The organism is Galbibacter sp. L-19 (genome assembly GCF_056857615.1).
Window position 1 is genome coordinate 49,198 of record NZ_JBSXNL010000052.1, and the last position, 13,740, is coordinate 62,937.

The following is a 13,740-nucleotide window of genomic DNA, read 5'->3' on the forward strand; positions in this document are numbered from 1 at the left end:
CAACATCTAATTTTCAAATACTCGATAAATAGGATATCTTAAATGTGCTTTTTCGTAATTAGGAGATTTTTTATGGATCCAATCTAATTGCGCATACCAACTGTTTGCAAAGTCTTTGTTGGCTACTTTTTTAGCTTCAAATTCCTTTTTTACAGCTGGATTGTTGTTTAAAAACTCTAGTGCTTTGTCTTCCCAAACATAAGGCGAAAAACCTTCTTTTTGCTGAAGAATAGTATCAAAGAAATTCTAGTTAAAAAAAGAATCAACAGCTTCTGGCTCCAAGGTCTCTAAAATATAACGGATACTTTTCTGACGAGTTCTAATTAAATAATAATCTTCTGCGTTAATAAGTTGCGTTTCTTTTTCTCTTGTAACAGAGGTGTTTTTGTGTAGGTAATGACCTTCATACGGACTCTCAACTGTAGAAAAATCTGCTATATGATAAACTTCTACATTCCATTCTTTAGTATCTTTTATTTCATCTAAAACAACGTTGTTTAGTTTTAATAAATCAACCACTTTGGTCCATGCTTTTGGAACTAAATACGCTTCAGGAACCTGAACAGTTTTTGTTGCTTTAAACGTATCATAATAAGTAACTTCTTTTGTAAAAGGCTTATTTCGGTTATATTTTAAACGTTCTAATCCTGTTACTTCACTTGGAATGCGTTCGCCTTCAAAGCCTTTAAAATTTAGGGTAGAGTGTTTGCTTTTATCTACCTCCCAATTAACCGCATAACTTTCAGCATTTAAAAAAGAATTGCTGGTAGCTTCTCTTACTGCTTTAATTTTTTTATAATCTTTTTCGATAACTTCAATCATGCTCCGCATCAATTCATAAGTTCCGTAAACTCTTTTCTTATAGTCTTTTAGCATATGCGTTTCTACCATCATTCCAAGTGTATTCCATAGGGTAGTGTAGCCCGTAGAATACCGAGGAGCATCGTAAAATTGTGAAAACCCTTTTTCAGGAACTTCATTAAAAACATTTACATAAGGAGTAATGTCGTAATCCTTTTCTTTAAGAGAAGCAATCATTTCTGGCATAAGTTGCTCATGTAGGTATGTACCGGCTTCTCCTCCTAGTTTGTTGTGTTGCGTAAAAAGATGAGTTAAAATATATTGATAATCGGCACCGTTACTTACATGGTTGTCAATAAAAACATCGGGTTGTAAGTAGTGATATATTTTGGCAAATGCTTGGGCATTTTTAGTATCGTTTTTTATAAAATCTCTGTTGAGGTCGTAGTTTCTCGCATTTCCTCTAAATCCGTATGCTAAAGGGCCATTTTGATTAGTTCTAGAAGTGCTATTTCTATTTAAAGATCCTCCAATATTGTAAATTGGAATTGTAGCCAATACGGTATGCTTAGGGATACTAATTTTGCCTTGAGCAATATCTCTGTAAAGCATCATGGTAGCATCAATTCCATCTGGTTCACCTGGATGAATTCCATTATTTATAAAAAGAATTCTTTTATTTTTTCTAATGTCTTTTATATTAAAGTTTTCATCAGGATTTAAAAGGACTAGATGTAAATTCTTTCCGCTATCTGTAAGGCCTTCTTCTATTATTTTAATTGAAGGATATGTTTTTGCTAAATCTGTAAAATAGGAAATAGTTTCGTTATAAGTAGCTGTAGCTTTTCCTCTGGATTTTTCAAACTCTGTAGTAAAATCGGTTTTTTGGGCTTGTAGTTTTATAAAAGAGATTAGAATAATTAAAATAACCGATATTTTTTTCATGAGGCTTTTTTTACGAATTAGGTGAAACAAAAATATGAATTCTATAACAATATAGTAGTGTGATCTATTTGTCTAACTGAAAATTTGGAGTAGTTTTGCACTCTTTAAAAGTTAACATCCTCATAAATAGAGAAGTGACTTTTTTAACCCTACTAAGAAGAATATAGTATTATGACTGAGTTTATTAGAAAGATAGTTCCAAATGCAAAGGACGATGTTTTAGCGGGAATCACGGTTTCTTTAGCCATGATTCCAGAAGTTGTAGCATTTGCTTTTGTTGCGCAAATAGATCCATTGGTAGCACTTTCGGGGGCTTTTATAATCGGATTAATTACAGCTATTTTTGGAGGAAGACCAGGATTGATTTCTGGAGCTGCAGGAGCGGTAGCAGTTATTTTTGTTACTATGATTTCTGAAGGACATACAAAAGGGATGATGTTTGATGTACCCGTTGAAAATATGGGGTACTACTACTTGCTAGCTGCCGTGGTTATGATGGGAGTTTTTCAAGTTGTTGCAGGAATTTTTAAGCTAGGAAGGTTTGTACGATTAATTCCTCACCCTGTAATGATGGGGTTTGTTAACGGCTTGGCTATTGTTATTTTTATAGCACAGGTAAAAATGTTTACGCATAAAAAGCTTGAAGTAACAGCAGAAGGCGTTAAAAAATACATCAATATTCCAATGGAAGGAACTGAATTGTATACTATGATTGGGCTTGTTTTACTCACCATGGGAGTTATTTGGTTGTTACCTAGAATTACAAAAAAAATACCAGCATCTTTAACGGCTATTTTAATTACAACTGCTATTGTGGTGGTTAGTGGAATGGATGTAAGTACAGTAGGTTCTTATATTATAGAAGGTGGTGGAACTGGATTAAAAGGAGAATTGCCTACGCCAAATATGGAATTATGGCAAAATCTTCCGTTTAATTTAGATACGCTTAGTTTTATACTTCCATATGCATTTTTAGCGGCTTGTGTAGGTTTAATAGAGTCTCTGATGACGATGAATTTGGTGGACGAATTAACCGAGACACGAGGGAATGGAAATAGAGAATGTATAGCGCAAGGAGCAGGTAATATGCTTAGCGGACTTTTTGGTGGAACTGGAGGTTGCGGTATGATTGGACAAACTGTTATTAATATTAATGCTGGAGGAAGAGGACGCTTGTCTGGAGTAATGATGGCATTGACATTATTAACTTTTATATTGTTTACAGATAAATATATTGAACAAGTGCCAATTGCAGCTTTGGTAGGAGTAATGATTATGATGGTAATTGAAACTTTTGCATGGTCTAGCTTTAGAATTATTAGAAAAATACCAAAATCTGATGCTATTGTTTTAGTAATAGTGTCTGCTGTTACTGTTATTTACGATTTGGCAATTGCAGTATTTGTAGGTGTAATTATCTCTGCTTTAGTATTTGCTTGGGAAAATGCCAAGAAAATTAGAGCTCGTAAGCGTTTTAAAGATGACGGAACTAAAGTATATGAAATCTGGGGACCTTTATTCTTCGGATCAATTGCTGCTTTTAATGAAAAATTTGATGTTAAAGGCGATCCTGATAACATCGAAATTGATTTTGTAGAATCTAGAGTAAGCGACCATTCTGCTATTGAGGCAATTTATAATATTGTTGAAAAATATGAAGCAGCAGGAAAGACAATAAAACTGAAGCATTTAAGTGAAGATTGTAAAGCACTCTTGTATAAATCGTCTCCTAAATTTAGAGAGGTAATAGTGGTTGCTGTAAACGATCCGAGGTATCATTTAGCAGCAAATCCAGAGAAATTTCCGAAGTCGCTTTCAGAATATAAACTTATTGAAGAGGAGTAAAATCATACAAACATATATTTAAACCCTTGCTAATTACATATAGATATAGCCAATTCGTTTAATTTTTCTTTAGTAACTGGTTTAATTAAATGCTTGATAGAAAAAGGGTGTTTCTTATCGTATTCATCTACTTTTTTAATGTCTTCTGGATTAATGGAAGAGGTTAAAATGTAGATGAATGTTTTTTTGCTAATTTCTAGTTTGCTAAAAGCATCAATAAATTCCCATCCATCAATAATAGGCATATTTAAATCTAGTAAAATAAGCGTAGGGAATAATTCTGTACTCGTATTTTTATAATAATCTAGTGCTTCGATTCCGTTGTTAAACGAAATTACTTGCTGCGTAATCTTGGTTACCTCTATGAGTTTTTTAACGCTGAAGATTGTAATCGGATCATCGTCGATTAAACAAATGGCATTAATAGTTTTCATTGAAGTATATTTTAAATGTTGTTCCTTTATCAAGTTCGCTTTCGGCTTCAATTTTACCTTTCATGGCTTCAATTTGATTTTTAGTGATAAAGAGACCTATTCCACGAGCATCTCTATTTCCATGAAAAGTTTTATACATTCCAAAGAGTTTATGACCGTGTTTTTCTAAATCTATCCCTAAACCATTATCTGTAACGCTTAAAATTGTAAAACCTTTTACGTGTTCGCAATTTATTGTAATTTTAGGATATCTTTTTGGAGCCTTGTACTTAATTGCATTAGTGAAGATATTCAATAAAATGCTCTCTAAATATGCTTTAACAACATTTATATTAACATTTTCTGGAATATTATTTTCTACTTCTGTAAATGTTCCTTTTATGAGTTCGCTAATATTTGTAAAAGCTTCGTCAATTTCTTCTTTTAAATTTACAGTTTCTGTTTTAATATTCAAGTTAGTATTAATAGCAATAATCTCGTTGAGGTTAGCTATAGTCTCTAACATATTGCTAGAAGCAGAGTTTAGCATCTCTATAATTTCCACCTTTTTGAAAACGTCTTCTTCTACTCCTAAAAGCTCTATTAACATAGAGAAATTTGAAGCGTGAGAACGTAGGTTGTGAGAAACAATATGGGCAAAATTTAGGAGTCTATTGTTTTGTTCACTTGCTACATTAATAACCTCCAGAAGTTCTTCCTCTTTTTCTTTGATATGTGTAATATCTTGAATTACGGACCAGATAAGCTTCCTCCCTGAAGAATTGGTAATTAAAACTCGGGTATTTAAAGTAGGGACTAATTCGTTATTTTTATTTAGATAATGCCCCTCATAAGGGCCATATTTTCCATTGTTTAATACCTCTTTTAAAGCTCGAAGTTCTTTGTTTTTTTCATCTTTTGGAACCACATCGAGGTGGGTCATTTTTAAAAGTTCTTGAGTTGTGTAACCCGTACTGTTTTTAAAAGAGTTATTCATGTCTAGAAATTCTCCAGATAAGGCATCATTTAACACGAGTCCTGTTGGGGAGAGTTCTAATAGCGTTTTATGGAGCTTTTCACTTTCTTTAAGTTTTTTTCTAGCTTCCACCATTTCTTGGATAATTCTTCCTTCAGCAATTAAAAAGTTTACTCGTTTTTTTTCATCAAAAACAGGTTTCAATGAAAAATCTACATAAACAGTTTCTTTATTTTTATCTAGAACTTTGGCTTCATACCTTATAAATTCTCCTTTTGCCGCTTTTTTGAAGTTTCTCTTCAGTTTCTTCTGTTCTTTATCAGAACTTTTCCACCAATAAGTGTCCCAGAAATATTTATTTATAACGTCTTCAGATTGTAAACCTCCAAAACTTAATGCAGGTTCATTAATATCTATAAGTCTTCCTTTTATATTTAAAAAGCCTGTAAATTGAAAAGTAGAATTAAAAATACTTTTAAAAACCTGTTTATTTTCTGATAGGGCTCTTTTGGTACTTTTTATTTGTTTCTCTTTGAGCGCTAATTGAAGTTCTGTATTTTTTTTGTGATCTATATCTTTTAAGGTTCCATAAATCTTTTTTGTATGTCCATTTTCTTGCTCAACATCTCCACGAAAACGCACCCATTTTTCATTCTCTTTTTGAGTAACTATTAATACTTCGTAATCAAATGAAGTGCCCTTTTCTATTGCGTTATTAATACTGTTAATAACCTTTTCTATATGAATTCCTTCTTTAAAAAAGCTAAAAGTTTTTTCTATTGTTGGAATAAAATTGGACGGAACTTCAAAAATTTCTCTTGTAATTGGAGACCATTCTAGGATATCATTTTCAACATCAAAAAACCAAGTTCCTATACATGCAACTCTACTTGTTTGTGCTAGAAAAATTTTATTTTTTTCATTTTCTTTTTTTGCTGAAATGTCTTCTAAATACACTAAAAAACCATCTTCAGAAGCTTGAATTTTATACAGAAACCATACCGCTATATTTTGAGATTTGTAAAAAAAATCTTCGCTCTCAATTATTTCAGAGGTGTTTTGAGCATATAGAAGTGCATTGCTTAAAGAGGAACTTTTTTTCTGAAGTATCTCAAAAAACAATTTTTTATCAATACTTTCTTTTGAGATTGAAAAGAAGTCATACCAAGCATTGGATGCTGTTAGTAAGCAAAGCTTTTTATCGAACAAGGCCATTGGGGCTGGACATTGTTCCATGGTAAGTAGGTTCGTCATAAATTTAAATAGTAGGGTTATTTAGGGGATTTATTGTTGGGTGTAAATTATTTCACTCTAACGGTTTCTGGAACTAAGCCAGTATAATCTCCATTATTCCTTATTACATCTCTTACAATAGAAGAAGAAATGTAACTTTTTCCAGAGGAAGTTAATAAAAATACAGTTTCAATTTCAGATAATTTTCGATTTGTATGTGCAATGGCTTTTTCAAATTCAAAATCTGCTGGATTTCTCAATCCACGCAAAATAAATTGCGCATCAATTTTTTTGCAGAAATCAACTGTTAAGCCTTCGTATGTCATTACTTTTATTCTTGGCTGATTCCTAAAAGCTTCTTCAATAAAATGCTTTCTTTCTTCTAGAGTGAACATATAATTTTTTTCAGCATTTATACCAATGGCAATAACCAATTCGTCAAAAAGGGTAATTCCACGTGTAATAATATCGTAGTGACCTAATGTTATTGGGTCAAAAGACCCTGGGAAAATAGCTCTTCGCATCGTAATGTTTTTACAAAAATTGAGTAATAGCTATGTAAATATAGGGAAATTGATTTTGGAATAACTGTTAAAATAAAACAGGAAAGTGGAGAGGAGATAATTTTAATCCCGACTCTATTATAAGTAGTCGGGATTATAAATTAGTTATTTTAAGAATTCTCTTTATGCTTTAAACGCCTCTTCTATTGCATTGTTGAATAACTCATTTAGAGAAATTCCAGCTTTTGCAGCTTGCTGTGGTAAAATACTTTCGGTGGTCATTCCTGGAATGGTATTTACTTCTAAAAGATAGGGTTCTCCGTCAACAAAAATATATTCACTGCGACTAAAACCTTTCATTTTTAGTGTATTGTATACTTTTTTAGCAACTTCTGTAACCTTTTGTGTCATTTCATCACTAATTCGTGCAGGCGTAATTTCTTGAGATTTCCCTTGGTATTTTGCTTCATAATCAAAGAAATCGTTTTCAGAAACAATCTCAGTAATAGGTAAAACAGTTACTTCTCCTTTATAGGTAATAACACCAACAGAAACTTCTGTTCCATCTAGAAAAGACTCGATAATAATTTCGTCATCTTCTTTGAAAGAAACTTCTATAGCCGCCGCTAAATTTTCTTTAGTATGCACTTTTGAAACTCCAAAGCTAGAACCTGCTTTATTTGCTTTTACAAAACAAGGAAGTCCAACTTTTGCTATAATTTCATCTTCATTAATAGGTTGCCCTTTGTTTATATAATAGGAAGATGCACATTTTATTCCAAAAGGTTTTAATGTAGCCAAGCAATCCCGTTTATTAAAAGTAAGCCCTGCTTGATACATTGGGCAAGAAGTATGTGGAATTTCCAAGAGTTTTAAATAACCTTGTAAGTATCCATCTTCTCCTGGAGTTCCATGTATGGCATTAAAAATACAATCAAATTCAATTGTGTTTCCTTCTGATGTAATGGTGAAATTTCCTCTGTTAATTGGGATTTCCGTCCCATCTTCAGCAACATAAACCCATTTGTTTTTTAATATATGGATTCTATATACATTATATTTTTCAGGGTCTAAATGTTTACAGACTACATCACCGCTTTTTAAGGAAATTTGGTACTCAGAAGAGTACCCCCCCATAACTACACCTATATTTTTCTTCATTTTAAATATTATAAAAGGGAATTTAACGTTATTCAAAAGTATTAATAATTTCAATCAAAAAAATACTTTAAACCTAAATACAAATAGAAATAAAATTAGGTGTCTAGTTTTTATATCTTTGCTGAATAATAAAAAACCATGAGCTTTATAAAATTTATAACAAGTAAGACTTTTTTAAAACAAATAGGATTGGCTGTTTTAGCAATCGTTGTTTTAGTAATATTAACACTTCAGTATTTAAAAATAACCACCAACCATGGAGAGTTTGTATTGGTGCCAGATTTATCTAAAAAATCTTTGAGAGAAGTAGAAGAAATTGTGGACAAAGCAAATTTAAATTACGCAGTGTTAGATTCTACTAATTACAATCCAGATTATCCTCGATTTTCGGTTATTGAACAAAGTCCGAAAGCAAATAATGAGGTGAAGGAAGGGAGGAAAATCTATTTAACCATAAATCCCTCTGGTTATAGAAAAGTAATTGTTCCTAATGTTATGCAAGTAACCAAACGTAATGCAGAGTCCATGCTTAAAGCTGTTGGTCTTAATGTGGGAAAAGTTTCTTACATCAATGAAATTGGTAAAGATATGGTGTATTATGTACGTTATGAAGGGGAGAATATTTTACCAGGACATCAGTTGCCAAAAACAACAGAAGTGGAGTTGGTTTGCGGAAATGGAAACAATGCCGAAGTTGTTGTAGAATAATAGCAGAAATTAAAATGATAGAGGAAACGCAAGACGATTTTAACCAAGACGACGAACTTTACGAGCATTATAGTTTTACTGCTGGAAAAGGGCAGGAGCCTTTACGGGTGGATAAGTTTTTAATGAATTTTATTGAAAATGCAACCCGTAATAAAATTCAGCAAGCAGCAAAAAATGGGAATATTTATGTAAATGGAACTGCCGTAAAATCAAATCATAAGGTTAAAGCGAATGATGAGGTTAAAGTACTTTTTGAACATCCTCCACATGAATATTTATTAACTCCAGAAAACATTCCTTTAGATGTAGTTTATGAAGATGATACCCTTTTGGTGGTAAATAAATCTGCAGGAATGGTGGTGCATCCTGGACATGGAAATTACTCTGGAACTTTAATAAATGCACTTATTTATCATTTCGAAAACCTTCCGATGAATAGCAATGAGCGCCCAGGATTGGTACATAGAATAGATAAAGATACTAGCGGACTTTTGGTTGTAGCCAAAACAGAAGAGGCGTTAGCGCATCTATCTAAACAGTTTTTTAATAAAACTAGTGAACGGGAATATGTTGCATTAGTTTGGGGGAATATAGAGGAAGAAGAGGGAACTGTGGAAGGGCATATTGGGAGGCATCCCAAAAACCGTTTGCAAATGACGGTTTTTCCTGAAGGAGATAATGGAAAAGAAGCAATTACACATTTTAAAGTGTTGGAGCGTTTTGGATATGTTACCTTAGTTTCTTGTAAATTAGAAACTGGAAGGACTCACCAAATACGAGCTCATATGAAGTATATTGGACACACTTTGTTCAATGACGAACGTTATGGAGGTGAAAAAATATTAAAAGGAACTACATTTAGTAAGTATAAACAATTTGTAGAAAATTGCTTTAAAATTTTACCAAGGCAGGCATTGCATGCTAAAACACTTGGTTTTGAACACCCTGTAACAGGAAAATTTCTAAGTTTTGATACTGAAATTCCAGAAGATATGCAGGAATGTATAGAAAAGTGGAGAGGCTATGCCAAACATCAAGAAATTACCGAATAAGCAATATAAATATGGAGGCGCTTACCTGAGTGCTTATGCCTAGACTATAAAGGCATTATAAATTTTACTAATCTATCAATAGAAAACACTGAATCTATAAACTGAAAAAAGTAAAACATAGATTGTATCTTTAACTTTGAAATAGAAGTTGAATAATTAAAATCCTATATACGTGAAGATAGTTGTATCGCCAGCAAAGTCGTTAGATTTCGAATCAAAATTGCCTACAGAAAAATATACACAACCCGATTTTTTACCAGAAGCTGAAAAGTTGAATACGGTGCTCCAAAAGAAATCGCCTAAAAAACTTTCTGAGCTGATGAGTATTTCTGATAAGTTAGCAGATTTAAACTGGCAACGGAATCAAGATTTTACAACACCCTTTACTCCTGAAAATGCAAGACCAACAGTTTTTGCTTTTAATGGAGATGTGTATACTGGGTTGGATGCTTATAATATTCCGAAAGAAAAATTGTCTATTCTTCAAGATAGATTACGAATTTTAAGCGGACTCTATGGGGTATTAAAACCATTAGATTTAATGCAAGCGTATCGTTTGGAAATGGGAACGAAATTAACTGTAGGAAAAAATAAAAATCTCTATGAGTTTTGGAAGAAAAAAGTGACAGCAAAACTCAATGAAGAACTTTCGGAAGACGAACTTTTCTTAAATTTAGCTAGTAATGAATATTTTGGTGCTGTTGATGAAAAAGCATTGAAAGTTCCTGTGATTACTCCAGTTTTTAAAGATTGGAAGAATGACAAACTAAAAATAATTAGCTTTTTTGCCAAAAAGGCTCGAGGCTCTATGGTTAGGTATATTGTAGATACCGATGCTAAAACCATTGAAGATTTAAAAGGCTTTAATTACGACGGATATTCGTTTAGTGAAGAATACACTAAAAAGAAAAATGAATTAGTTTTTGTGAGGTAAAAGTACCACTATTTGGGTGTTTTAATCTAACAAAATCATACTAATAAAATTGAAAAACACACCTATTGAAAGGTGTATAAAGTGTTTAAGTTCTATATGTCACCCTGAGCTTGTCGAAGGATGTTTTTAAGAGTTAGTTGCTTGAAACTTCGACAAGCTCAGTTCGACAAGCTCCTTTCGACAAGCTCAGTTCGGCAACTGTACATTGCTTTTAAACCTTTGATTATTATAACTATTTTTTAGTGTCTACACTTATTCTTTCTTCTACAGGAGTTTGCTTTTTAATTTTTCTTCTGCGTCTTACTCCGTAGCTTCCTCTACTTATTTTTCCGCGTTTTGTTTTTTTATCTCCTTTTCCCATTACGTTTTCATTTAAAATTTGACTAAAGTTACTTAATTTGTCCTTCTAATTAAAATCATTAATGTCCGAGTAAAAATATAAGACCGCTTCGCTGTAAGAAAAAGAACAAAGACTAAATTTTAACTATCTTAAAATATGTAGTTTAAAAAAGCAACATTACTAAAAAAACTTTTTTATTAATAGCAAGGGTCTATCTTGAAAATCTCATTTTGAACCTTGATATAAGTGGAGTCCAATAAATTCTGTTAGCTTTTATCGGACAACAATAAATTAAAAAATATGTTTCTTCATACACATCCTTATTCCCCATTTATTCCTAAAAATGCAACTAAATTAATTGTAGGAACATTACCTCCGCCAAGATTTACGGAAAAAGTGTTTAAAGAAGGCGATGTAGATTTTTCTTACGGAAGTAGAGATGGATATTTGTGGCCCATTTTAAATAGAATCTTCAGTTTGAATTTAGTTTTTGAAACTACGGAAGAAGCTATACAGCAGCGTAAATTATTTTTGGCAGCCTATCAAATTGGGATTTGTGATATAGTTGCTTCCGCAGAAAGAGAACAAATAGACGCGTCAGATTTGGGGATGAAGAATATAGAATGCCGGGATTTGATTTTTTATTTAAAAGAAAATCCTACTATTGATACCATTTTATTTATGGGAGGAAATAGTAAAAATGGTCCTGAATATCTTTTTAGGAAGCAATTAAAGGATAAAGGAATAAAATTAGAAACTATTTCTTCGGATGTACCTCGTGAGTATCAATTTAAAATTGGGAATCGAAATATAAAAACAGTTTCATTAACAGCCCCATCGGGAGCGGCAAATAGGGCGGTGGGAGCTAAACCAGAATATAAAGCACTTAAAAAGTAGCACCCTAATCTCAATACTATTGATTTTAGAGTGCTTCAGTATATTAAATATTTTGTATGATAATTAATTGATTATCGGTACAAATTATTGGGGGATTTTATTTTTTATTCTGTTGATCTTTGATGGTTTTCTCATCAATATCAAACTTATTAGTATCTATATTCCTATTTCCCGTTGGGTTTGTAGGATTTGTTTGTTCTTGTTTTCTTTTCCATTTTTTATCTTTAATAGTGCTCATAATTTCTTTTTTTTAGTTTACTTAAAGATACAAATGAACTTGGGAAAAGGCTCTTAAAACAATTGTAAGTTATTGTTAATGGTTTAACATTTAAATAGTTAGTGCATTGCTGAAGCATCAACTTTGCCTTTACCTTTTTTAATCATTAATACAAAAGGAACGCAAATTAGAAATAGAATCCCCAAATATAAAAATATATCCATGTAAGACAATACCGTACTTTGTAAGGTAATACTTCCTTCCATTAATTGATATGCTTTATCTAAAGATTCGTTTACACTAAAACCTTTCGACATAAACATTTGTTGATACGCTTGCAATCGCTCCTGTACTTTAAAATCAATTTTTGAGAGGTTTGGTAATAAGTCCACTCGGTGTTGCTGACTTAATCTGGCAACAAACGTAGTGATAATTGCAATCCCAAAAGATCCCCCTAATTGTCTCATCATCCCTGTAAATGCGGCACCTTCTCCAATGTCTTTTCCTCTTAATGTAGAAAGAGATAAGGTTGTTATTGGAACAAATAGTAATCCTAACCCAAATCCACGCGCTACTAGAGGCCAAAACATATGTTCGGAACCAGTATCTGGAGTCATCATGTTATACATCCAATAACTATAAATAAAGAATACTACAAACCCAATGGCTGCTAAGTATTTTTGTGGAACTCCACGCTCTAAAAGTTTACCAATAATAGGCATCATTAGTGCGGTGGTAACAGAACTTGGAACTAGTAGTAAACCAGCATCGGTGGCTGTCCATCCTAAAATAGATTGGGTGTAAATTGGAATAATAAAGGTAGAACCATACAAACCAAAACCAAGAATAAATGTTAAAATAGTACCGATTCTTAGGTTGTAATCTTTTAAAACTCTGAGGTTTACAATTGGGTGTTCATATACAAGTTCTCTCCATATAAATAATAACAATCCTAGACCAGATACAATAGTTAGTATTATTATAGTGGTATCTGCAAACCAATCGTCTTGTTGTCCGTGCTCTAAAATATATTGCAAGGAACCAATAAAAGAAGCTAGAAAGATAATACCCCACCAGTCTACTTGACTTGCTTTTAGCTTTTCTCCATACTTTGGACTTTTAATATATATAATGGTTAAAAATGTGGCAATAATTCCAATAGGCACATTGATATAAAATATATATGGCCAAGAGAAATTATCTACTAAATAACCACCTAATGGAGGTCCTAATGTAGGACCAACAATTACTCCCATTCCATAAATAGCTTGTGCCATTCCTCTTTTTGCAACAGGGTACGTTTCTGTAATAATTGTTTGGGCCGTAACTAGTAATGCTCCGCCTCCCATACCTTGTATGAATCGGAAAGCTACTAGTTCCCATAAATTTGTTGCATTTCCACACAAAAAGGATGCTGCAGTAAATATTATAATTGAAGCTGCAAAGTAATTACGTCTCCCAAATTGTTTAGACAACCAACTGGTCATTGGGATAATAATTACGTTTGCAATTGCATAGGCCGTAATAACCCAGGCAATATCTGTAAGAGAAGCCCCTAAGCTACCTCTCATGTCGTTTAATGCAACGTTAACAATTGTAGTGTCAATAATTTCTAGAAGGGCACAAAGAATAGCCGTAATGGTTATTATGACCCTAGTAAAACCATATTCTACTAAACTGTCTTCGTCTTGAACTTGAACTTGTGCTTCTGCCAT

General features: G+C 32.5%; 12 protein-coding genes and 1 pseudogene. 5 read left to right on the forward strand and 8 right to left on the reverse strand.

The window, feature by feature from the left end; all coding sequences use genetic code 11:
- Positions 1-6: 6 nt before the first annotated feature.
- Positions 7-1,746, reverse strand: a pseudogene (locus tag AC13CQ_RS08780) (M14 family metallopeptidase).
- A 171-nt stretch (positions 1,747-1,917) separates the two neighbouring features.
- Between AC13CQ_RS08780 and AC13CQ_RS08785 the strand changes: the two are divergent.
- Positions 1,918-3,591, forward strand: a complete 1,674-nt coding sequence (locus AC13CQ_RS08785) for a SulP family inorganic anion transporter (RefSeq protein ID WP_008613431.1) — start codon at positions 1,918-1,920, stop codon at positions 3,589-3,591.
- A 29-nt stretch (positions 3,592-3,620) separates the two neighbouring features.
- Here the strand turns inward: AC13CQ_RS08785 and AC13CQ_RS08790 are convergent, their stop codons facing one another.
- The 4 genes from AC13CQ_RS08790 to AC13CQ_RS08805 form a co-directional block, all read right to left on the reverse strand.
- On the reverse strand, positions 3,621-4,025 hold the full coding sequence (locus AC13CQ_RS08790) for a response regulator (protein ID WP_008613430.1): 405 nt from the start codon (positions 4,023-4,025) through the stop codon (positions 3,621-3,623).
- Positions 4,012-6,234 carry a PAS domain S-box protein gene (locus AC13CQ_RS08795; protein WP_474506980.1) on the reverse strand — a complete coding sequence of 741 codons (2,223 nt, stop codon included), beginning with the start codon at positions 6,232-6,234 and terminating at the stop codon, positions 4,012-4,014. The genes AC13CQ_RS08790 and AC13CQ_RS08795 overlap by 14 nt, the downstream gene beginning before the upstream one ends.
- Positions 6,235-6,281: 47 nt before the next feature.
- Complete coding sequence (coaD, locus tag AC13CQ_RS08800; protein ID WP_008613428.1) at positions 6,282-6,737, reverse strand: pantetheine-phosphate adenylyltransferase; 456 nt, start codon at positions 6,735-6,737, stop codon at positions 6,282-6,284.
- A gap of 162 nt (positions 6,738-6,899) precedes the next feature.
- Entirely contained in the window at positions 6,900-7,877 is a 978-nt protein-coding gene (locus tag AC13CQ_RS08805; protein WP_474506981.1) for a D-alanine--D-alanine ligase, read from the reverse strand.
- A 138-nt stretch (positions 7,878-8,015) separates the two neighbouring features.
- Here AC13CQ_RS08805 and AC13CQ_RS08810 point away from each other — a divergent pair, with 138 nt between their 5' ends.
- From AC13CQ_RS08810 to yaaA, 3 genes are all read left to right on the forward strand, one after another.
- Positions 8,016-8,585 (forward strand): PASTA domain-containing protein, encoded by a 570-nt coding sequence (locus AC13CQ_RS08810; protein WP_474506982.1) that lies wholly within the window; start codon positions 8,016-8,018, stop codon positions 8,583-8,585.
- Positions 8,586-8,599: 14 nt separating this feature from the next.
- Positions 8,600-9,637, forward strand: a complete 1,038-nt coding sequence (locus AC13CQ_RS08815; protein ID WP_008613424.1) for an RluA family pseudouridine synthase — start codon at positions 8,600-8,602, stop codon at positions 9,635-9,637.
- Between the two features lie 172 nt (positions 9,638-9,809).
- A complete protein-coding gene (gene yaaA / locus AC13CQ_RS08820) occupies positions 9,810-10,571 on the forward strand; it encodes a peroxide stress protein YaaA (RefSeq protein WP_474506983.1) in 762 nt (253 codons plus the stop codon).
- A 232-nt stretch (positions 10,572-10,803) separates the two neighbouring features.
- Here yaaA and AC13CQ_RS08825 read toward each other — a convergent pair whose 3' ends face one another.
- A complete protein-coding gene (locus tag AC13CQ_RS08825) occupies positions 10,804-10,932 on the reverse strand; it encodes a 30S ribosomal protein THX (protein WP_008613422.1) in 129 nt (42 codons plus the stop codon).
- Positions 10,933-11,211: 279 nt separating this feature from the next.
- On the opposite strand from AC13CQ_RS08825, the gene AC13CQ_RS08830 reads away from it, so the two are divergent.
- Positions 11,212-11,808, forward strand: coding sequence for a uracil-DNA glycosylase family protein (locus AC13CQ_RS08830; RefSeq protein ID WP_474507261.1), 597 nt, complete (start codon positions 11,212-11,214; stop codon positions 11,806-11,808).
- Between the two features lie 97 nt (positions 11,809-11,905).
- On the opposite strand, the gene AC13CQ_RS08835 is transcribed toward AC13CQ_RS08830, so the two are convergent.
- Both AC13CQ_RS08835 and AC13CQ_RS08840 read right to left on the reverse strand, forming a co-directional pair.
- Positions 11,906-12,046, reverse strand: coding sequence for a hypothetical protein (locus AC13CQ_RS08835; protein ID WP_008613419.1), 141 nt, complete (start codon positions 12,044-12,046; stop codon positions 11,906-11,908).
- A 98-nt stretch (positions 12,047-12,144) separates the two neighbouring features.
- Entirely contained in the window at positions 12,145-13,740 is a 1,596-nt protein-coding gene (locus AC13CQ_RS08840) for a DHA2 family efflux MFS transporter permease subunit (protein WP_008613418.1), read from the reverse strand.

What these genes read in the sequence shown, in the direction of transcription:
- AC13CQ_RS08795 (WP_474506980.1), bottom strand. Translation starts at nt 6,234, where the DNA reads ATGACGAACCTACTTACCATGGAACAATGTCCAGCCCCAATGGCCTTG.
- coaD (WP_008613428.1), bottom strand. Translation starts at nt 6,737, where the DNA reads ATGCGAAGAGCTATTTTCCCAGGGTCTTTTGACCCAATAACATTAGGT.
- AC13CQ_RS08805 (WP_474506981.1), bottom strand. Translation starts at nt 7,877, where the DNA reads ATGAAGAAAAATATAGGTGTAGTTATGGGGGGGTACTCTTCTGAGTAC.
- AC13CQ_RS08825 (WP_008613422.1), bottom strand. Translation starts at nt 10,932, where the DNA reads ATGGGAAAAGGAGATAAAAAAACAAAACGCGGAAAAATAAGTAGAGGA.
- AC13CQ_RS08785 (WP_008613431.1), top strand. Translation starts at nt 1,918, where the DNA reads ATGACTGAGTTTATTAGAAAGATAGTTCCAAATGCAAAGGACGATGTT.
- AC13CQ_RS08830 (WP_474507261.1), top strand. Translation starts at nt 11,212, where the DNA reads ATGTTTCTTCATACACATCCTTATTCCCCATTTATTCCTAAAAATGCA.
- AC13CQ_RS08840 (WP_008613418.1), bottom strand. Translation starts at nt 13,740, where the DNA reads ATGGCAGAAGCACAAGTTCAAGTTCAAGACGAAGACAGTTTAGTAGAA.
- AC13CQ_RS08815 (WP_008613424.1), top strand. Translation starts at nt 8,600, where the DNA reads ATGATAGAGGAAACGCAAGACGATTTTAACCAAGACGACGAACTTTAC.
- AC13CQ_RS08790 (WP_008613430.1), bottom strand. Translation starts at nt 4,025, where the DNA reads ATGAAAACTATTAATGCCATTTGTTTAATCGACGATGATCCGATTACA.
- AC13CQ_RS08810 (WP_474506982.1), top strand. Translation starts at nt 8,016, where the DNA reads ATGAGCTTTATAAAATTTATAACAAGTAAGACTTTTTTAAAACAAATA.
- AC13CQ_RS08835 (WP_008613419.1), bottom strand. Translation starts at nt 12,046, where the DNA reads ATGAGCACTATTAAAGATAAAAAATGGAAAAGAAAACAAGAACAAACA.